At 37.2% G+C, this 19,786-nt stretch carries 17 protein-coding genes and 1 pseudogene; 9 read left to right on the top strand and 9 right to left on the bottom strand.

Annotated elements, in window-relative coordinates; all coding sequences use genetic code 11:
- Positions 1 to 449 precede the first annotated feature (449 nt).
- Together BM141_RS20410 and deoC are read left to right on the top strand one after the other, a co-directional pair.
- Positions 450 to 1,172, top strand: a complete 723-nt coding sequence (locus BM141_RS20410) for a GntR family transcriptional regulator (protein WP_091549314.1) — start codon at positions 450 to 452, stop codon at positions 1,170 to 1,172.
- A 17-nt stretch (positions 1,173 to 1,189) separates the two neighbouring features.
- On the top strand, positions 1,190 to 1,945 hold the full coding sequence (gene deoC / locus BM141_RS20405; protein ID WP_091549313.1) for a deoxyribose-phosphate aldolase: 756 nt from the start codon (positions 1,190 to 1,192) through the stop codon (positions 1,943 to 1,945).
- A 26-nt stretch (positions 1,946 to 1,971) separates the two neighbouring features.
- Here the strand turns inward: deoC and BM141_RS20400 are convergent, their stop codons facing one another.
- The 5 genes from BM141_RS20400 to BM141_RS20380 form a co-directional block, all read right to left on the bottom strand.
- Positions 1,972 to 4,329 (bottom strand): GumC family protein, encoded by a 2,358-nt coding sequence (locus BM141_RS20400; RefSeq protein ID WP_091549312.1) that lies wholly within the window; start codon positions 4,327 to 4,329, stop codon positions 1,972 to 1,974.
- 49 nt (positions 4,330 to 4,378) lie between these two features.
- Positions 4,379 to 5,113 carry a polysaccharide biosynthesis/export family protein gene (locus tag BM141_RS20395; protein WP_177217480.1) on the bottom strand — a complete coding sequence of 245 codons (735 nt, stop codon included), beginning with the start codon at positions 5,111 to 5,113 and terminating at the stop codon, positions 4,379 to 4,381.
- Between the two features lie 175 nt (positions 5,114 to 5,288).
- Complete coding sequence (locus BM141_RS20390; RefSeq protein ID WP_091549310.1) at positions 5,289 to 5,915, bottom strand: 3'-5' exonuclease family protein; 627 nt, start codon at positions 5,913 to 5,915, stop codon at positions 5,289 to 5,291.
- Positions 5,916 to 5,966: 51 nt separating this feature from the next.
- Positions 5,967 to 7,688, bottom strand: a complete 1,722-nt coding sequence (locus tag BM141_RS20385; RefSeq protein WP_091549309.1) for a GMC oxidoreductase — start codon at positions 7,686 to 7,688, stop codon at positions 5,967 to 5,969.
- Between the two features lie 114 nt (positions 7,689 to 7,802).
- Positions 7,803 to 9,014 (bottom strand): exo-beta-N-acetylmuramidase NamZ family protein, encoded by a 1,212-nt coding sequence (locus BM141_RS20380; protein ID WP_091549308.1) that lies wholly within the window; start codon positions 9,012 to 9,014, stop codon positions 7,803 to 7,805.
- 238 nt (positions 9,015 to 9,252) lie between these two features.
- Between BM141_RS20380 and BM141_RS20375 the strand changes: the two genes are divergently transcribed.
- Positions 9,253 to 9,720: a GNAT family N-acetyltransferase gene (locus BM141_RS20375; protein ID WP_091549307.1), complete on the top strand. Its 468-nt coding sequence runs from the start codon at positions 9,253 to 9,255 to the stop codon at positions 9,718 to 9,720.
- A 1-nt stretch (position 9,721) separates the two neighbouring features.
- Here the strand turns inward: BM141_RS20375 and BM141_RS20370 are convergent, their stop codons facing one another.
- Positions 9,722 to 10,777 carry a Gfo/Idh/MocA family oxidoreductase gene (locus BM141_RS20370; RefSeq protein ID WP_091549315.1) on the bottom strand — a complete coding sequence of 352 codons (1,056 nt, stop codon included), beginning with the start codon at positions 10,775 to 10,777 and terminating at the stop codon, positions 9,722 to 9,724.
- Positions 10,778 to 10,942: 165 nt separating this feature from the next.
- Between BM141_RS20370 and glgP the strand changes: the two genes are divergently transcribed.
- Positions 10,943 to 12,601 carry an alpha-glucan family phosphorylase gene (gene glgP, locus BM141_RS20365; RefSeq protein WP_091549306.1) on the top strand — a complete coding sequence of 553 codons (1,659 nt, stop codon included), beginning with the start codon at positions 10,943 to 10,945 and terminating at the stop codon, positions 12,599 to 12,601.
- Positions 12,602 to 12,885: 284 nt separating this feature from the next.
- Here glgP and pnuC read toward each other — a convergent pair whose 3' ends face one another.
- The 3 genes from pnuC to efp form a co-directional block, all read right to left on the bottom strand.
- Complete coding sequence (gene pnuC, locus BM141_RS20360; protein ID WP_091549305.1) at positions 12,886 to 13,470, bottom strand: nicotinamide riboside transporter PnuC; 585 nt, start codon at positions 13,468 to 13,470, stop codon at positions 12,886 to 12,888.
- A 5-nt stretch (positions 13,471 to 13,475) separates the two neighbouring features.
- A complete protein-coding gene (locus tag BM141_RS20355; protein ID WP_091549304.1) occupies positions 13,476 to 13,937 on the bottom strand; it encodes a peroxiredoxin in 462 nt (153 codons plus the stop codon).
- Positions 13,938 to 14,004: 67 nt separating this feature from the next.
- Positions 14,005 to 14,568 carry an elongation factor P gene (gene efp / locus BM141_RS20350; RefSeq protein ID WP_091549303.1) on the bottom strand — a complete coding sequence of 188 codons (564 nt, stop codon included), beginning with the start codon at positions 14,566 to 14,568 and terminating at the stop codon, positions 14,005 to 14,007.
- Between the two features lie 556 nt (positions 14,569 to 15,124).
- Between efp and dapF the strand changes: the two genes are divergently transcribed.
- The 5 genes and pseudogenes from dapF to BM141_RS23200 all read left to right on the top strand — a co-directional run.
- Positions 15,125 to 15,946 carry a diaminopimelate epimerase gene (gene dapF / locus BM141_RS20345; RefSeq protein ID WP_091549302.1) on the top strand — a complete coding sequence of 274 codons (822 nt, stop codon included), beginning with the start codon at positions 15,125 to 15,127 and terminating at the stop codon, positions 15,944 to 15,946.
- 2 nt (positions 15,947 to 15,948) lie between these two features.
- A complete protein-coding gene (locus BM141_RS20340) occupies positions 15,949 to 16,683 on the top strand; it encodes a (Fe-S)-binding protein (RefSeq protein ID WP_091549301.1) in 735 nt (244 codons plus the stop codon).
- Positions 16,684 to 16,747: 64 nt separating this feature from the next.
- Positions 16,748 to 17,923 carry a hybrid sensor histidine kinase/response regulator gene (locus tag BM141_RS20335; protein WP_091549300.1) on the top strand — a complete coding sequence of 392 codons (1,176 nt, stop codon included), beginning with the start codon at positions 16,748 to 16,750 and terminating at the stop codon, positions 17,921 to 17,923.
- A gap of 111 nt (positions 17,924 to 18,034) precedes the next feature.
- Entirely contained in the window at positions 18,035 to 19,480 is a 1,446-nt protein-coding gene (locus BM141_RS20330; protein WP_091549299.1) for a GAF domain-containing SpoIIE family protein phosphatase, read from the top strand.
- 92 nt (positions 19,481 to 19,572) lie between these two features.
- Positions 19,573 to 19,786: pseudogene (locus BM141_RS23200) on the top strand (IS982 family transposase); the annotation flags it as partial.

The raw sequence follows: 19,786 nt of genomic DNA, 5'->3' as shown, positions 1-19,786 counted from the left end.
AGGAATACGCCGCCTAAGGAAACAAGTGCAAAAATACCCATGCCCAAATTGACATCGTCAGAGGCTTTTAATACAAATAGCTTTTCTTGCGTTTGTTCTGTCATATAGTACTCCAAAAATTACACATCAAATCTGCCGATGCTGATTCCAATTGTATGATGGTATTTTATCTACTGTTATCAATTTGATGAGAAAAGTGTTTTTTTGAATAAAAATCTGTGTTTATCAGCCAAATCCGTATTATCGGTGTTCTATTTTGGAACACTGATGACACAGATTGTACCGATGAGAACGGATTTTTTTAAACACATAAAATTATCATACATTTGAAAGCACCACCAATCTGCCTTAGACAAATATAAATTTTTATTCTAAAAAATAATGTTCGTAAGGCAAAATAATTCTTTAAAAACTTGTATATACAAGTCAATTGTTTTACTTTTGCCTTCATGGAAAAGAATTTTATCTATACGCTTATCTATCAAGACCTCAAAAGAGAGATTCAAGAGGGGAAGTACAAAGCTGGTAGCCTACTCCCTTCTGAGAATGACCTATGTAAGACTTATCAAACTACGCGGGTTACAGTTCGTCATGCCCTTGATAAGTTATTACAGGAAGAACTTATATATAAAGAAAAAGGCAAAGGTTCTTTTATCAAAGCACAGATACGTTCTTTGGGCTTGCTTTCGTTCAAAGGATTTTCAGAAGTAGTAGGTAAAGCATACAGTATTAAAACTCAAATTTTGCAGCCTCTTTCTATTCAAAGTTTTCCCCCTAATTTTTTATATGAGCTTTCTCAAAAAGAAAAAGAAAGTAAGTGCATTTTCTTAGAAAGGTTAAGATTTGTAGATGATGAGCCCGTCATGTTGGAAAAGACTTATTTACCTAACATTATATCAGAAAAACCATTAGAAAATATCATCAAAGAGCCCTTATTAGAGGATTCTTTGTTTAAAACCTTACAAAATAAATTTCAGATAGAAGTTACAGGGGTAGAGCAAGCTATCAAAGCAATATTAAGTAACAGGCTATACAGTGAGTTACTCAAATTGACTTTCAAAAGTCCTATGCTTTATATCCAAAGGCGTTACACTACTAATATCAAAGACTTTTATATTTACAGTCTATTGTATTGTAATACAAGTAAGTACGCTATTAGTAATACATTCTAAGACTATAAAAATATACTATGGAGAATGAAATCAGAGCATTAGCAAAGATGATAGACCACTCACTTTTGCACCCAACTATGACCGATAGAGAATTAGAAGAAGGGTGTGCTGTGGCTAAGAAATATGAGGTTGCTTCTGTATGTATCAAACCTTATGCCGTCAAAGAGGCTGCTCGGTGGTTAGCAGGTTCTGATGTACTTGTTTGTACAGTAGTTGGCTTTCCTCACGGAAGCAGTACCGTAGATATCAAGGTAGCAGAAACAATACAAGCCTGCCAAGAGGGTGCTACGGAAATAGATATGGTGGTGAACATTGGGAAGGTGCTGGGCGAGGACTGGGTTTATGTAAAAGACGAAATTTATCAAATTCATGAGGCTTGCATCAAGCATGGGGCTATCCTAAAAGTTATTTTTGAAAATGATTATTTGCCAGAAGACAAATTCAAAATCAAACTTTGCGAGATTTGTAGCGAGGTAGGAGTAGAGTTTGTAAAGACCTCTACGGGGTATGGCTTTGTCAAGGGAAGTGATGGCAAATATTCTTATCAAGGAGCAACAGTAGAGGATTTGATACTTATGAGAAAATTCTCTGCTCCTTCTATACAAGTCAAGGCGGCAGGAGGAGTGAGAACGCTTGACGATTTGTTGAAAGTCAGAGAATTAGGAGTTACGCGTATTGGAGCAACTGCTACGGTGGCTATTATAGAAGAAGCCAAAAAACGCTTTGGACTAAGTGCTGAAAATGTAGTAGTTACTGAATCCAAAGGATATTAAATAATCAATGATGCTGTTGGGAGTTGTTAAGCATAGCCTCCTTTATGATAAGAAGCCTCATAGCTTGAAGAAAACTTAAAATCGTTAAGGATTACTTTAACGTTTTTAAGTTTTTCCTCTTCTACTAATTTATTGATTTGTTCCAAAGAATTATATTTTGTTCTATTTGCCCTGACGATATACAGCGTTAAGTCCATGAATTTACTTAATGTGAAGTAATCAGCAACGAATCCAATAGGCGGAGTATCAATAATGATTTTATGATACCTATTTTTTAACTCGCTCATTAGGTCTTCCATTAGGTCTGAACTTAGCAGTTCGGAGGGATTGCTTACTATCTTGCCCGCAGGCATAATATCTAATCCTTCTATTTCTGTATGTTGAATCACAGACTCAATGGTGTAGTTTCTTACAGAAGTAGGTTGATAAGATAGTAGAAAGTCAGAAAGTCCCTCTTCTTGAATATCAAAATAATTCCTAATACTTGCTTTTCGTAGGTCTGCACAGATAAGTAAAGTTCGCTTCCCCGCTAAGGCAAAAGCAGTTGCTATATTTACAGCACAAAAAGTTTTTCCCTCAAAATCTAAAGCAGAAGTAAAGCCTATTACTTTTTGGGTATTCTCATCTAAGTAATCCAAATTTGTTCTGGTAGTACGTATAGTTTCAGCAGTAAGCGTTCTTGGCTGTTCCAATAAGACAATTTTTACACTTTTACCTCCACTGCCTATAATACCTGCCAAAGGTATTTTTGTATGCTCAAGGAGTTCCTCTTTGTTTCTCACTCTGTCATTAATCATATCTTTAATGACTATCAAGCCAATAGGTAAGCCAAGAGCCACTAATAATGACATAAGATAGATAAATTTTGTATTAGGAGAAATGGGGGCATTACTTACTTGCCTTGCTCTATCTACTACTCTAATGTCTGGGGTACTAATAGCTAAGCTGATTTCTGCTTCTTCTTTTTTCTTCAGAAGGAACTCATATCTTGCTTTATTAAAGGCAAACTTAGCTTCTAAGTCCGTAATTACAGTTTGGTTTTGAGGCAGTTGGTCGGTATTTTGTCTATATTCTCCAAGTCGCTGCCTTGCACTTCTCATTTCTATATCAAAAGAACTAATAGCACTGCTTACGTAATCTTTCATAAGTTCTCTGACCACTTCCATATTGGTTTTCACTTCTTGGAGGATAGTTCTTTTCTCTCCAGAGGATATTTCCAATCTTACTTTCTGTTGATGTAAAGATGTAAACTGATTTAATAGATTAGAAAGCGTAGGGTCGGTGATATTAGTAGTAGCGGGAATTTTGGCATTAGCAAGCAGTTCATCATTGTTGATGATGGACTGTATGTTTTTATAGTAGTTTAACTTTATTTCCAATGCAGAAATATCATTTCTGGCTCTTTCTAAAGAACCTACTGCAAGTTTGGTTTGGTCTTCTATGGATATAAGTTGCTTGTTAGTTTTGTACCCTTCTAATTGGCGTTGGGAGATTAGCAGGTCTTCGGTAGCTTGTTTGAGCTGTTCTTTGGTAAACTCCAAAGTTTTTCTTCCCTTGATATTCTTCTCATATAAGTTTAGCTCAATAAATATATCCATTAAACTATTGAGCATATCTATTTCTTTGCGAGCAGTAGTACCTTGAGTTTCTAATTGCAGGATTTGAGAGCCTTTCTCTAAGGGTTTGATTTTTAGCTTTCCTTTGTAGGCTTTAGCCATTTCGTACAAATTGTTGATTGTAAAGTAGTACTGAGCCTCGCTATCTACGTTGTATTTTTCATTCCTGACGATAGTCATGTTGATAAAATCCTTTCTCAACGGTTCGCCAAATTTATGTTTCTTTGAGAATTTTCCTCTCCATACATAGTCAGTAACTTCCTGTTTATCTGGGATATATCCTTTTGCCTGCTCTGATTCAAAAGAAATCTTAAAGTCTTTGTCTGAAAGAATAGTAATGTTATATTTTACGCCTAATAATTGTTGGGCTGAGGAATCAAGTAGCACCTTGAAGGGGGCATTTTTGTATAACTCAGTAGTTTTAAATTTTTTTACCATGTAATAGCTTATACCTATGTCCAATTTTCTCATGGCTTGCTCTATGACGGTTACAGAGCTTAGAATACCTATTTCATTGGAAGTATTAATATTCCTATCGCCCCCCCCTTCTATGACGTCGAGCAGTTCATCGGGATTGACAGGACCGGAGCGTTTGGTATTGATAATCACACTTGCTACAAAAGCATAAACTCTGTCCAAACCTTTAGCGTAAATAAAAGCCAAACTTATCACTATAGGTATTGAAATGACAAAATAATACCAGTGAGCGAGAATACGCTTAAACAAAAATCCTAAGTCTAAGCTTTCATTCTTAAAATACTGACTCATAATTCCATTTTTTTATAATTTGAAATTACTGATAACTATCTATGTCAAATTAAGGACGTACATCAAAAAATCTTAAAATCACTATCAAAGAAGAAATAGCCGCAAATGCTGTCGTAATAACAGGAAAATTAGCTCTCCTCAGTTGAGTTTTACTTGGTGAAACTATCAGAATATCGTTAGGCTTCAAATAGTAATAGGGAGATTCAAGCAAATCGCCTTTGGTCAAATCTACTAAAATAGTTGCTGTGCCTTTTTCTGTTTCTCTAATGAGCTTAATATTTTTCCTATCAGCATATTCCTTCAAATCCCCTGACATAGCAAGTGCATCAAATATACTAATTCTATTATTAAAAAGATAATATCTTCCCGGATTTCTTACTTCTCCTAAGACAGAAATTTTATACCCTCCTAATTTGACTGATACAATAGGGTTCTTGATGTAATCCTCTAATAGCTTTTTTAGCTTATCTTCTATTTCTTCTACGGTCAAGCCTCTTACTTCTATCCTTCCTAATGTTGGGACATTGATAAAGCCCGCTATATCTACAGTATAACCATTTATGTACAAATTGGCTTCTGCATTATTGGCATTGAGCATGATTACTCTATTTTCACTTGGAGAGAAAGTGAACTCCCCCAAAGGTTCGCCTTTCATGTCTTTAATATTGATAAGTAATACATCATCTACTTGTATGCGATAGGTTGGGGGGCGATTTTCTACTTCTACTACTTTCTCAGATGAAAACTTAGGATTTTGAATGTAAAACTGTTTTTTGCCAGACATACAAGAGGTTATCAGCAGGCAACAGGAAAGTAAAATACTTATGTAATTTCTAAAAAGTTTATTTTTAGGCATTTCATTAAAAAATTTAACGTGTGTAATAAAAATAATTATTTACGCAAAAATCTAAAATCAAATCGCAAATATGAAGCCTAAAATTGATTTTTAGTACACTTTTTTATTCTTCAAAATCTAATTCTTCTTCACTGATTTGAAACTTTTTAGCATTAAGCATAATGATTTTCAGGCATTTAGCTGTTAGAATAGCATCTTCCAAAGCATTATGCACTTCTGTTTCTCGTTCAAAGCCAAAATATTCTGCCACTGCCCCTAAACTCAAGGATTTGGGAGTGCTGATGTTATTGAATCTTAGAATACTAAAAAAGTAGTTGGACAGTACAAACAAATCAAGTACACGATAAGAAAACTCCCAAGAGATATGTTGTTGATTATAGGCTGTTTTTAGAAAATTAATATCTGTAGTTACGCTTTGTCCACAAAGCATTACATTTCTTAGAGTACTACGTCCATTTTGCTTCCCCCCATTGATATTTTTTAATACCCAACCTTCAAAACTTCCCAAAGCCTCATGCAACTGAGGTGCTTCATCTAAATCATAGATAGATAGTTCGTGAACTTTTGAGGCTGGTATCGAGAAACGGTCTTTGTGTTCGGGGTAAATATTGGTTAGAAAAGTACTGATTTGATTCCATTTTGCATCATAAAGGCAAGCACCTAATTGAATAATCTCATGATAGCCTACTTCTAAGCCAGTCGTTTCTACATCAAAAATCAAATAATACATACAAAGTAAGATTTTATCTATATTTACTAAGACAAAAGAAAATATTATGTGCTATAAGGCATTTTGTTTCTTTAGTTCTACAATGTACTCTGAAGTGCGCATCGCTAAGGCTAAAATTGTCCAAGTCGGATTCTTATCTGCTTGGGAAACAAAAGAAGCTCCATCAACTACAAAAACATTTTTGGCATCATGTGCTTGACAGAACTTGTTAAGGGCAGACATCTTAGGGTCACTACCCATGCGAGCTGTGCCGACCTCGTGGATAATCTCCCCCGGTTTGCTTATACCATAATTTTTATCTTTCCCCGGTTTTTCTCCTAATGGGATTGCTCCCATATTATGGATAATTTCTTCAAAAGTTTCGTGCATGTGCTTGGCTTGTTTTATCTCAAAATCAGACCATTTATAATGGAAGCGCAAGGTAGGTATGCCATATTTATCTACTGTATTAGGGTCTATTTCGCAGTAGTTTTCCTTAAAAGCGATGCCTTCCCCTCTGCCAGCCATACCAAAAGTTGCTCCGTACAATCTTCTGTAATCTTCTTTGAGTTGCAAGCCATAACCGCCACCGCCTTTGGGTCTATTCCCCCCCAATTTATTATTTAATTGGTGAATATTCCACATAAAACCATAGCCCGGCATTCCCATACCTCCGCCATACTCTATATGATAGCCTCTTGGAAAATCTAACTTCTTGTTGTCCAGCCACCAAGGCGAATAAATATGTCCTCCACCTACGCCGTCTTCGTTATAACGCATTCGGTCAAAAAGTGCAGGGATAATAGCTCCTCTACTCGCTCCTACTGTGTCCATAAGGTATTTTCCTACCACATTAGAAGAATTTGCCAATCCGTTGGGGTGTGCAGAGGATTTAGAATTTAAAAGTAGGCGAGCAGATTCGCAGGCACTTGCAGCAAGAATAACTATTTTGGCACTCACTTGGTGTTCGCTACCATCTTGCGTATTTACATAGGAAACACCTGTCGCTAAACCCTCTTTATCAGTCAAAACTTCTCTTGCCATCGCATTTAGTATCATATCTAATTTTCCTGTTTCTAAAGCAGGTTTGATAAGTACGGAAGGGGAAGAAAAATTAGAGTAGGTAGAGCAACCGCGATTGCACTGAGAACAGTAGTGGCAGGCAGGGCGACCGTTCAAGGGTTGGGTAAGGATAGAAAGCCTTGAGGAAGAAACTTTTACTCCTGCTTTTTCTGCGCCTTTTTTGATGAGTAACTCATGCGCTCTTGGCTTTGGAGGGGGAAGAAAAATGCCGTCAGGCTCGTTATACATTCCTTCTTTTTGTCCAAAAACACCAATGAGTTGGTCGACTTTATCGTAATAGGGTTTAATATCATCATAAGTAATAGGCCAATCATCACCAATTCCGTCAATGCTTTTTCTCTTAAAGTCGTTAGGTCCAAAGCGTAAAGAAATACGTCCCCAGTGATTTGTTCTTCCGCCTAACATTCTTGCTCTGAACCACATAAATTCCGTTCCGCCTACTGTACTATATGGCTCCCCTTCTATTTTCCAGCCTCCTTCGCAAGCATCGAAATCTCCAAAAGGGCGGAAAGTCCCTGCACCTCTGCGTGGCGAATCGTAGTTCCACTTGAACATATCGCCTTTGGCAGAGTCAAAGTCGCCTCCTGCCTCAAGCATGACCACACTTGCACCAGCTTTGGTAAGCATATACGCCGCCATGCCTCCGCCTGCTCCTGAACCTATAATACAGACATCGTAAGTTTTTGTTTGCTTGATATTAAAAACACCCATGATAGTTGCTAAGAATAAATGATTGATGATGATTTTCTATGTTTTTCCAAAGATAAGTAAATTCACTGATTTTCAAAAAATAGTATCTATAAGAAGCAATTATTTTCCCAACCTTTATTCAAAATCCTCGTAAAGCAGATATTTCTTTCTTTTTTGTTTATAAGCTACCAACTCCTCTTGCCAGCTTGCCCTGATTTCTTCTTCTGTTTTCCCTGCTTCTATCATTTTTTTTAAGCGGTCAGTCCCCGCTAAACGATTGATGAAGTCATTGAAGAACTTGGACTTATCGGGGGCAGACTTGTAAAACTTGATGAGTTCATGCAAGGAAAAGCGGTATTTCCAGTCTTGTGTTTGTCGTAAATCTACTCCATAGCAAACTTGGTCTTTCAAAGGAGGATTTTTCGCTCCCTCTGTACTTTTAGGAGTAAAAGAAAAAGTTTTATCTGGGTAGTCAGGATAACCAACTACTTGGAAAGGGCTGTCTGTGCCTCTGCCTAAACTAACGATAGTGCCTTCAAAAAAGCACAAAGAGGGATATAAGTAAACGGCTCTATCGTTAGGAAGATTAGGCGAGGGTTTGATAGGTAAAGAATACTTGCTTTTGTGTGTATAGTTCTCGCATTTGATTACTTCCAAGGCACATTTTACTTTATTGGCAAGCCAGCCTTCGCCATTTATCATTTGGGCAAGCTCGCCCACTGTTAAGCCATGTACTACGGGAATAGGGTGCATGCCTACAAAAGATTGGTGCTTCATGTCCAATACAAAGCCATCTACGTAATCACCATTAGGATTAGGGCGGTCTAATACTATCATTTTTTTGCCCTGCTCGGCACAGGCTTCCATGACGTAGTGCATAGTGCTGATGTAGGTATAAAATCTTGCCCCTACATCTTGAATATCAAAGATTACTACATCAATTTCTTTGAGATGCTCCTCACTTGGTTTGCGGTCTTTGCCATACAGAGAAATCAGAGGAAGCCCTGTTTTTTCATCTACTCCACTAAGAATTTTCTCGCCTGCATCTGCCGTACCTCTAAAGCCATGCTCGGGAGCAAAAATTTTTTTTACGTTTACCTTTTTTTCCAAAAGCCAATCTACGATGTGCTTGCCCTCTACCTCAGAGGTTTGGTTTACTACCATAGCTACAGTTTTGTCTTTGAGCAAAGGCAAGTAAGCCTCAAAACGCGCCGCGCCTACAATGATTTCATTGGTAGCAGTCTTGGGTGCAGAAGTTTCTACTTGATTGGAAGTAGCAGGTTTTTGCGAGCCGCATTGCAAAAAAATAAAAGCAGAAAAAACAGAAACTAATAATATGTGCTTCATAAAGAATTTTGATTAGATAAAATTAGAAATTTTTAGCAAGGCATTTATTTCACTTGGAGCAGAAAAAAGCATAATGATACCAAGTTAAGAATTTATATGGTTACTGAAAAATTTACCTTTTATTTTGATTGACTTTACTTTATTTTTTAATGTAATTTGGTAAAATTATCTTATACTTTTGAGTGCTTAATATCTATTTGTTAGAAGTAATCATTATCATAGATTTTAAAATTAGCCAATGGAAAATAATAAATTGAATATTACGTGGACAACAAAACCTTTTAAAGAACTTAGTGTAGAGGAGTTATACACGATTTTACAGCTACGTACAGCCATATTTGTAGTGGAGCAGAACTGTGTTTTTCAAGATATGGACGGCAAAGACCAGCAAGCCTATCACTGTATGGGGTGGCTAAACGAGGAGTTGGTCGCTTATGCGCGTTTATTTGACAAAAATACAATTTACGAGCAAGCAAGCATCGGCAGGGTAATTGTAGCACAACCTATGCGTAAGTTTGGAATTGGCAAGAAACTCATGCAAGTAGCTATTGAGGAGAGTGAAAGGCTATTTGGCAAACAAACCCTGAAAATTGGGGCACAGTTTTATTTACGCAGGTTTTATGAAAGTTTAGGGTTTCGTCAAGTAAGCGATATTTATGTAGAAGATAATATACCACATATTTACATGGAACGACCAAGCGAATAAGCTATAAATAAATTGTTTTATCTTCTTGGTTACTTTGATAAGCCAACTCAATGATTTTGATAGTATTATAAGCATCTTCTGCCTTTATTGCCAGAGGTTTTCCTTCCCTTATTGCCTCATAAATGTTAGTGTAAAAATCAGGGTAAGAACCTGCTAAGGTTTCTATATGCCCTTCATAATGCAGCCCTGCAATTTCTGTATTAAGTTTACCCCAAAACTGCTTATCTTCTCTGCCCCAGTGGGGTGTGTTTGGTAGAATACCATTATTCAGGGCTTCCTCTTGTGGGTCTATGCCGTATTTAACAAAAGAGCCAAAACTGCCATGTAGCAAGTATTTAGGTGTAGCTTCTCTTACCAGATAGCTTGATTTGAGCAGTACTTGCAAACCGTTGGCTCTTGCTTGATAATCCAAGTAAATCTCATAAAAATCATCTACTTGACTTCCTCTACGCTGTTTGCCAATTTTAGCGGTAATACTCTGAGGCATACCAAACAAATGTAGGGCTTGGTCTATCAAGTGCGAACCCAAGTTGTACACAATCCCAGAACCTACCCCCTCTTCTTCTTTCCAAGTATTTGCAGCGATGTAATTGCGAAATCGGTCATAATGTGCCTCATAAACGACTAAATCTCCCAACAACTTATTTTGTACAATTGATTTTATTGTTTTAAAGTCCCCGTCATATCGGCGATTATGAAAAACACTGAAAATTAAATTTTTTGCATTAGCTAATTCAATCAAGTCTTGGGCTTCCCAAGAAAAATTAGTTACAGGCTTTTCCAATATCAAATGTTTTCCTGCCATTAGCACCGCCTTGCCTTGCTCAAAGTGAAACTGATTTGGCGTATTAACTACTACTAAATCAATACTTTCATCTTTTAATATTTCATCAAAACTTTTTACTACACTCACATAAGGATATTTTTGCCGAGATTTTTCAGTATTCCTTTCTACTATTTTACTAATAACAAATCGCTTATCTACTGAAAGCAAAGGTGCATGAAATATGCTTCCAGACATTCCATAACAAGCAAGCCCTACACGAATGGGTTTCATATTTTCTGCCATATCAAATACCAAAAATATTTATTTTGTATGCAATTTTTTCTTATCAAACAAAAATACAGATTAATTTTAAAGGTACAACTTATTGTTTTTTACTTTTAAAAAACATAACTTTCCTTTCTATAATAAACCACAAAACCTTAGATTCGTAAAATTATGTCAGATAAAAAATTTAATACTTGGCAACACCCCTATACGCCCAATCCCAAATATAGCAAGCGGGTCGCTTATTTTTGCATGGAATATGCTATTCATCAGCCTCTTAAGCTGTATGCAGGAGGTCTGGGCTACTTAGCTGGCTCACACATGAGAAGTGCCTATGAACTCAAGCAAAACCTTATAGGTATTGGGATTCACTGGAAATATGGCTACTTTAACCAAACCAGCGATGAGTTTCGCCAGATGACCGTGCAGTGGCAGGCTCGTAACTATAACTTCTTAGAGGACACAGGTATTGTTGTCCCTGTATATGTGGACAGGCATCAGATTTATGTCAAAGCCATGTATCTACGTCCTGAGATTTTTAATACAGTACCTATTTATTTGCTCACTACTGACATTCCTGAAAATGATTATTTAGCACAAACGATCACGCACAAGCTCTATGATGGGGATTTGGCAGCGCGTATTGCTCAAAGCATCGTTTTAGGCATAGGCGGTGCAAAAGTAGTCGAGGCACTTGGAGGAGCAGATATTTACCACATCAACGAAGGGCATGCCTTGCCTGTAGCTTTTTACTTGTATTCTAAGTATCGTGATTTAGAAGAAGTTAAAAAACGTTTTGTCTTTACTACCCATACCCCGGAAAGAGCAGGAAATGCGGTGCATGAAATGTGGCTATTGGAAAAAATGAGCTTTTTCAACTTTACTCCCCTCCCTGAAATACGCAAAATAACCCAAGTAGAGGGAGATGAACTGGACTATACGCTTACCGCTTTGCGAATGGCAAAAATTGCTAACGGGGTATCCAAAATACATGGAGAAGTTTCAAGAAAAATGTGGGAAGGCAACGAAGGAATTTGCCCTATCATTTCTATTACTAATGCACAAAACAAGCGATACTGGGCAGATACTGATTTGGTCAAAGCCTTAGCGGTGCATGACGACGAGGCTTTACTCAAAAGAAAAAGGCATTTGAAAAAACGTCTTTTTGAAACTGTAGGCGACCAGACAGGCGAACTTTTTGACCCAGACGTACTTACTATTGTTTGGGCAAGAAGATTTGCAGGCTACAAAAGACCAGATTTGCTCATTGCGGACTATGAAAGATTCATGGCTCTTATCTCTCGCAAAGATAAGCCCGTACAGATTATATGGGCAGGGAAACCTTATCCCCTCGACCAGCACGGGATAAGCACCTTTAATCACTTAGTACGATATACCCAAAAAATGCCAAACTGTGCCGTCTTAACAGGATATGAACTTACCCTCTCGCGTCTTTTAAAATGTGGCTCAGATGTTTGGTTGAATACCCCAAGAAGACCGCAGGAAGCCTCTGGTACGAGTGGAATGACCGCTGCCATGAACGGCTCTATCAATTTTTCCATCTTGGATGGCTGGGTAGCTGAGTTTGCAAGACATGGAGAAAATGCTTTCATTATTCCCCCTGTGGACACAAGCCTCCCTCTTGACGAGCAGGATAGGATTGATTGCCAAAATATGTATGATATTCTTGAAAATGAGATAATTCCCTTGTACTATGACCACCATGATAAATGGTTGGAGATGATGAAACGTAGCATGAGCGAGGTAACACCTTACTTTGACTCTGGTAGAATGGCAGACGAATATTATAGACTTTTGTATGAAGCATAATAAGGAGGCAAATACTCCTATCGCTTTGTGAAAAAAAATTTAAGCTAAATTATATGAAACTTAAACAAATTAATCGCTAACTTTGTTTATGAAAAAAGAAATTTGTTTGTTAGTTTAGTTTAAAGTGGAATAGAACTCCCGAGTTTTTGGGAGTTTTATTTTTGTAGCTATGCTATTCATTGGCAGATTTTATTGGATTTGATAGAAGGTTTTTCTAAAGTAGTTCTAACTTTCCAAGTCAGCTAATATCGCCTACCGTGTAGCTATGACTTTCTAAGTCAGTTTTAAGACATTGAGGTTTTCCAATTCATATATCCTTTGACGGCTAATATCGTAAGTATAATATAGAGAAAGCCTGTTACTATCAGGTCTTTGTAAAAGTATATCATACTTGCTTGCACATCTACAAAAATCCATACCAACCAATTTTCCAATTTTTTGCGAGCCAAAAGCCACTGAGCTACCAAGCTAAAAGAGGTAATGACTGCGTCCCAATAAGGTACAGCCGCTTGGGGGTAAGTACTAAAAAGCATACCCAAGAGGACAGCCCCTACAATAGCAAGGCTAATTAAAATAAGTAATTCACTGGATTTTGTGAGGCTTACAGCAAGTTCTTGGTGTTCTTGGCTTCCATATCTCCACTGATACCACCCGTAGAGGCTTGTAACAAAAAAATAAATATTCAATAGGAAATCTCCTAATAACCAAACACTTGCAAAAACGTAAATATAACAAACGATGCTTAAAATTCCCACTATCCACCCCCATGCATTTTGTTTAGTATTGAGCCAAATCGCTAATATAGTAAGCAAAGAGCCAATAATTTCTATAGGATTCTGTCGTATATATTCCTCAATACTTGCTAACATTGCCTTTATGGAGTGAGATTTTTTCTAATTGCTTGAATCATGGCAGAGATATGTCCCTGAGGATAAAGTACATTATCATATACTGCAATAATTCTATGAGAAGCATCTAAAAGGTAGGTAGTACGTCTGGTATAACCAATAATAGGAATGACTGCATCGTACATTTTGATTACAATCCCCGCAGTATCAGCCAAGAGGTCAAAAGGTAAGCAATATTTTTCTTTGAATAGGAGATGAGTAGCTATGTCGTCTTTACTTATGCCCAAAACAGGCACATCTACGTTAGCAAACTCCTCAAACTCATTTCTAAACTCACACGCTTCTGCTGTACAGCCTAAGGTAAAATCTTTGGGGTAAAAATACAACACACAAGGTTTATCTGCCATGTCTTTACGAAGCGTAAAGCTACTGCCAGAGGTAGAAGGCAAGGTAAAATTAGGCGCTTGAGTATTGATTTTGAGTGCCATAACAATACAAATGAATTTATAAGCTATGAAATTTCACAATCCATAGCTTATAACTCCTAATTTAAAATTATTGTTTTACTCTTTCCATGTACTCCCCTGTGCGTGTATCTACCTTGATAAGTTCTCCTTCATTGCAGAAAAGAGGGACATTAATTTTTGCTCCTGTTTCCAAAGTAGCGGGCTTCATAGCACGGGTGGCAGTATCTCCTTTTACACCTGGCTCGGTATAAGTAATTTGTAGAATAGCGGTAGGCGGGGCTTGTCCGAATATAGGATTATCTCCATCAAAACCAATAATAACTGTAACCCCTTCTTTGATAAACTGGAGGCTATCTCCAAAAAAGATTTTAGGCACATACACCTGCTCGTAGGTTTCATTGTCCATGCACACCAAACTGTCGCTTTCAGCATACAGGTATTGTAGTTCTTTTTGTTCTACTCTTACTACTTCCACAGATTCGCCAGCACGGAAGCGATATTCTGCCAATTTCCCTGTTCTGATATTGCGCATTTTTGCTTGGTAAAAAGCCCTCAAGTTACCGGGAGTACGGTGTTCGTATTCCAAAATCACACAAAGTTCTCCATTGTGCTTGATGAATGAGCCAATAGAAATATCTGCTGTTGTCGCCATAAAAATTTGCAAAGTATAGATTAATAATAAATATCTGCTTTAATATCAAGCAGATAGCTTTTTCCTGTCAATAAAGTTCTGCAAATCTAAAACAAAAAACAGTAAGAGAAAAATTATGACAAAGAATAGCGAGAAGAAATTAAATTATATAAGAAAAATTTGCCGTCGTTAAAAAAAACTATATTTGTTGGTAAGAAAATAAGCAGAAGGATAAAAGACAAGCGATTTTCAGGAAGTTGTCTGAAAGGCAATAGAGAACTTAAAAGAGATTACAGCGTTAATGAAATAAAGTCCTATGTAATCAAGATTGATTAGTTTTCAGCAATTAATCGCTTCTTCGTAGGTCTGACCTTCTAAGCTACAGTAGAACTGTCAGAAACTAAACCGACAATTCCATTACGGTTTAGAAAATCAGTACTATAGTTAACGAATATTTTTTTATTGAATATCAATTACTTAAATCTTAACTCACGAGATATATTTAATTAGTTCTTTTTTGCTAAGATTGTTCTTTTTAGTATCTTGACCTAAGCAAAAAAAGTAATTCAAAAATAAAATGACACCTCTAACAAAAATTTTTTTTGAAAAATACCAAGGTACAGGAAATGACTTTGTGATGATAGATGACCGCAAAGAACAATTTGATACCAATAATAATGAATTAGTTGCACGTCTTTGCCATCGCAGATTTGGCATCGGGGCTGACGGGCTGATACTCCTTCGGAATGATGAAAAAGCAGACTTTAAAATGGTTTACTTTAATGCTGACGGCAAAGAGGGGTCTATGTGCGGCAATGGAGGGCGTTGTATTGTGGCTTTTGCTCATAGCTTAGGCATTTTTAAAGACCAAACTGTATTTAATGCCGTTGATGGGCTGCACGAAGCAAGCATCACGAATGGTATCGTTTCCTTGAAAATGAAAGACGTAGATACCGTAGAGCAAGAGAAGGACTTTTATTTTTTGGACACAGGCTCGCCTCACTACGTAAGCTACGTAGAAAATTTAGCAAATTTTGATGTTTTTGGTCAGGGCAAGGCTATCCGCTATAATGACAGATTTAGAGAAAAGGGAACTAATGTCAATTTTGTTCAACGAGTCGGGGACAAGCATCTCTTTGTCAGGACGTATGAAAGAGGCGTAGAAGACGAAACGCTCTCCTGCGGAACAGGAGTAACCGCTTGTGCTATTGCAGAGAGTTTAGCCAACCCAACAATGAACGGAATCAGTAGCTTAGGATTAGGCGTGGGGTTCGAGGTCAAAATCAAGGTCATGGGAGGAGAGCTGGCAGTGGCTTACCACAAAAACGGATTGCACTTTACCAATATCTACCTCAAAGGCAAAGCAGAAAAAGTATTTGAAGGCACTATCCAATTATAAACATGAAAGTAGGCTTGTTTATTCCTTGCTATGTCGACCAATTCTACCCCCAAGTGGGCATAGCGACCTTGCAAATCTTAGAGAAAATCGGTTTGGAAGTAGAGTTCCCTTTGAGGCAGACCTGTTGTGGGCAACCTATGGCAAACTCTGGTTTTGAAGCAGATTCTGAGCCTGTGATGCGGCTTTTTGTTCAGCATTTCAAAGATTATGAGTATATCGTCGCTCCTTCGGGAAGTTGCGTGCTTCATGTAAGAGAACGTTACGAGCATTTAGGGCATAGTGCAGAAATTACACATATTAGAGAAAAAACTTTTGAACTTTGCGACTTTTTGGTAGATGTAATGAAAATCACAGATTTTGGGGCAGTTTTCCCTCATAAAGTAGGTTTGCACCTTAGTTGTCATGGACAAAGGGGACTTAGGCAAGCCCAATCTTCTGAAATTGTAGGCGAAGATTTCTCTAAACTTAAGCTATTGCTTTCTCATGTAAAAGGCTTGGAGTTGGTAGATTTGGACAGAAAAGATGAGTGTTGTGGCTTTGGTGGCACTTTTTGCGTATCGGAAGAGGCTGTTTCCGCCAGAATGGGCATAGACAGAGTGCATGACCACGAGAAGCACCATGCAGAAGTTATCACAGGAGGCGATATGTCTTGCCTCATGCACTTGGAAGGAATTATTAGGCGACAGAAGAAGAATATCAAAGTGATGCACTTTGCAGAAATTTTGGCGAATCACTAATTGCAAACAAAATTTCTTGTATTATTGTAGATTAATTTTTTTGATTTCTTCACGCAGACTTTCAATGAAAAACCAAAAAATTCTCGTAATAGAAGATGACGATTTAGTAAGGAAACTTTTGTTTCACGTCCTTACAAGTGAGCATTTTTTGGTCAGTATTGCTGCTAATGGCGTAGAAGGTCTGGCAAAAGCCAAGACGGAACCCTTTGACTTAGTGATTTGTGATGTAGAAATGCCTGACATGAACGGCTATGAGGTACTCTCTCGCCTCAGAGCAGAAGAAAGAACCGCTACTGTTCCCTTTGTTTTCCTCTCTGCACGCACCAGCCAAGAAGATGTACGCTATGCCATGGGCATGGGAGCTGATGACTACCTTTTTAAGCCCTTCACTAAGAAAGAGTTAATGCAGGCAGTTAATGCAAGGTTTGTAAAAAACAGTCTTTTTTTAGAGCAGGAAAAGAAACGCTTAGAGGAACTCTTAGAAATTCGTACAGAAGAACTTAAAAAAATCAATGCCGAATTAGAGCTGCGCGTAGCCATGCGAACCGCCGCCGTGCAAAAGGCGTATGATGAGTTAGACTATTTTATTTACCGCGCCGCTCACGACATTAGAGGCCCCTTGACAACCCTTTTGGGGTTGATGAACCTCATGGAACTCAATACAGAGAATGTTTCTACTTATCTGCCTTTGCTTATCAAGCATACCAATCAAACCTTGAGAACACTTAGCAAAATCACAGGCATTCAAGATATTAAAAAGAAAGTCTTAGACGTTACTCCTATAGACTTGCATAAGTTATGGGCGAAGTCTTTGGAAAAACTCAAAGAAATACCTAATCCAAATGCAGAGTACGTCAAAGTTTTGATAGAAACCAAAAACTATGGAGGCACATTTCTTTCTGATGAGGAACTGCTTGCTCAACTAATCTGCAATTTAGTAGATAACGGTATCCGCCATCGTATGCAGCAGTCTAAAAAAGAGGATTTTGTAAAAATAGTTTTAGAAATAAAAGATAAGCACCTACTTATCAAAGTTGCTGACAACGGCATGGGCATTGGGGAAAACATCAAGCACCGTATTTTTGATATGTTTTTCAGAGGTTCAGAGTTTACGAGTGGGTCAGGCATGGGGCTTTACATTGTCAACCTTATTGTAGAGAAACTTCAAGGGACTATCACTGTCGAGAGTATCGCCAATCAAGGTAGTGAATTTAAAGTAGTATTTCCCTCTTGCAAATAAGAAAATATACTATTAGATTTATACCCAAATCATTTTGTCTTTCAGCAAAATTTAGTTAGCCTACTCATACCACTTTCTTTTTCAAGATATGTATTACAAAATATGTAAATTATGCCAAGTCAATTATTTAGCAAACTAAGTCATTGGCAGTTCGCTATTTTAGCCTGTGCGTCATCTATTGGCTATACATTCTCGATAGGTGATTTAAGCAAGTTTTTAGAATATGATGAAGCAGAGATAATAAAAGAACTCGACCAATTAGGTGCATTCGTAAATATTTTTGGAAGTGAGGACAAAGAATATAGTTTTATAAGTCAGGAAATATATCAAAATTTACTCACCTATCTCCATACCTTAGAAGAAGACGATAAAGCAGGGAAAGCAGTATTTTACCACAAAATAAAAGCCACTCATTATCAAACCAAATTTGATATGCTCCTTGCTCAGATAAAGAATCATACTCACTATCTTACAGAAATCATCAAAAATCCTTGCATACAAGAGGGAAATTGGGAACAGTCACTCATGCTCATCACAGAAACCCTTTCCAAAGTAATAGATGTAACGAGGGTAAGTGTTTGGAGTTACAATGAGGAAGAAGGCTACATCGCATGTTTGGATTTGTATGAGAAACTTTATCAGACGCACAGTAAAGGTACGGTCTTGTACCAAAAAGATTTTCCAAGCTATTTCAAAGCCTTAGAAGATGAGGTAATTATCAATGCTGATAATGCCCTGACTAACGAATATACTTTTGAATTTGCGGAGGTATATCTTACGCCATTGCAAATCTGCTCTATGCTGGATATTCCTTTTTACATAGGTGGTAAGTTGGGCGGAGTAATTTGCTTTGAACATCAGTTTAGCTTTAGAAAGTGGAAAGTAGAGGAGATAATGTTCACAACTTCTATCTGTTCCGTGATTTCTATTACTTATCAGTCCTTGCTCATTAAGCAAAGTGAGAAAGAATTGAAAAAAGCTAATGCAGAGATTACTTCTCAAAACGAAGAGTTGAACCAACAGCAAGAAGAATTAGCCGCTATCAACGAATCCCTTGTAATGAAAAATGCTTTGATAGAAATGCAAAGAACAGAACTACAAAAGCAATATGAAACCTTAGATACTCAACAGAAGCAGCTCATAGATACTACCAAACGCTTGAATAAAAGTATCGAGTATGCCAAAAGCCTCCAAGATACTATTCTGCCCAAGCCAAGTGAAGTTCTAAACTTTTTTACAGATTATTTTTCTATCTATCTGCCCAAAGATGTAGTTTCTGGGGATTTTTACTGGTTTTACCAGGTAAGTACCCAAAAAGCTATTGTAGTTTTGGCAGATTGCACGGGACACGGAGTAGCTGGTGCATTTATGTCTATGATAGGAAATACTTTGTTACATAAAATTATTAAAGAAAAAGGAGTTCACAACCCTGCCCAAATTCTTTCTTACCTGCACGAAGATATTATCTCCCTGCTTAGGCAAAAAGAAGAAAGAAACAAAGACGGCATGGACGTTTCTATATGTTTATTTGAAAAACATAATAACGTGAGTTATTGAGGTAATTGCTTAAAAGTCAATTTTTTATGATAAAAAATGTTCAATATTAATAAATATAGTATATTTGAAAATTACACTAATCAAAGAATACTATGTACTTAATATTGAACACAACAAAACTAATAGAAATTTACATTACTTGTGATGACTTTGCTAAAAAATTTGAACAGTATCAATTAAGTCAAGGACAAGTTGTACCACAAGAAAAAATGTCTTGTTCAGAAATCATGGCAATTGTGATTTATTATCATATATCAGGCATGAAATGTTTCAAATATTACTATCAAAGTATTATTAAAGGCTATC

The organism is Thermoflexibacter ruber, assembly GCF_900113045.1.
Taxonomy (GTDB): Bacteria; Bacteroidota; Bacteroidia; order Cytophagales; family Thermoflexibacteraceae; genus Thermoflexibacter; species Thermoflexibacter ruber.
The sequence above is the reverse complement of the archived record's forward strand: the minus strand, read 5'-3'. Positions and strand labels throughout refer to the sequence as shown.

Excerpts from the sequence above, each read along its gene's own strand:
- BM141_RS20380 (WP_091549308.1), bottom strand. The coding sequence starts at position 9,014 with ATGAAGCACATATTATTAGTTTCTGTTTTTTCTGCTTTTATTTTTTTG.
- glgP (WP_091549306.1), top strand. The coding sequence starts at position 10,943 with ATGTCAGATAAAAAATTTAATACTTGGCAACACCCCTATACGCCCAAT.
- BM141_RS20375 (WP_091549307.1), top strand. The coding sequence starts at position 9,253 with ATGGAAAATAATAAATTGAATATTACGTGGACAACAAAACCTTTTAAA.
- BM141_RS20330 (WP_091549299.1), top strand. The coding sequence starts at position 18,035 with ATGCCAAGTCAATTATTTAGCAAACTAAGTCATTGGCAGTTCGCTATT.
- efp (WP_091549303.1), bottom strand. The coding sequence starts at position 14,568 with ATGGCGACAACAGCAGATATTTCTATTGGCTCATTCATCAAGCACAAT.
- dapF (WP_091549302.1), top strand. The coding sequence starts at position 15,125 with ATGACACCTCTAACAAAAATTTTTTTTGAAAAATACCAAGGTACAGGA.
- BM141_RS20390 (WP_091549310.1), bottom strand. The coding sequence starts at position 5,915 with ATGTATTATTTGATTTTTGATGTAGAAACGACTGGCTTAGAAGTAGGC.
- deoC (WP_091549313.1), top strand. The coding sequence starts at position 1,190 with ATGGAGAATGAAATCAGAGCATTAGCAAAGATGATAGACCACTCACTT.
- BM141_RS20340 (WP_091549301.1), top strand. The coding sequence starts at position 15,949 with ATGAAAGTAGGCTTGTTTATTCCTTGCTATGTCGACCAATTCTACCCC.
- BM141_RS20385 (WP_091549309.1), bottom strand. The coding sequence starts at position 7,688 with ATGGGTGTTTTTAATATCAAGCAAACAAAAACTTACGATGTCTGTATT.
- pnuC (WP_091549305.1), bottom strand. The coding sequence starts at position 13,470 with ATGTTAGCAAGTATTGAGGAATATATACGACAGAATCCTATAGAAATT.
- BM141_RS20355 (WP_091549304.1), bottom strand. The coding sequence starts at position 13,937 with ATGGCACTCAAAATCAATACTCAAGCGCCTAATTTTACCTTGCCTTCT.
- BM141_RS20400 (WP_091549312.1), bottom strand. The coding sequence starts at position 4,329 with ATGAGTCAGTATTTTAAGAATGAAAGCTTAGACTTAGGATTTTTGTTT.
- BM141_RS20410 (WP_091549314.1), top strand. The coding sequence starts at position 450 with ATGGAAAAGAATTTTATCTATACGCTTATCTATCAAGACCTCAAAAGA.
- BM141_RS20395 (WP_177217480.1), bottom strand. The coding sequence starts at position 5,113 with ATGTCTGGCAAAAAACAGTTTTACATTCAAAATCCTAAGTTTTCATCT.
- BM141_RS20335 (WP_091549300.1), top strand. The coding sequence starts at position 16,748 with ATGAAAAACCAAAAAATTCTCGTAATAGAAGATGACGATTTAGTAAGG.
- BM141_RS20370 (WP_091549315.1), bottom strand. The coding sequence starts at position 10,777 with ATGAAACCCATTCGTGTAGGGCTTGCTTGTTATGGAATGTCTGGAAGC.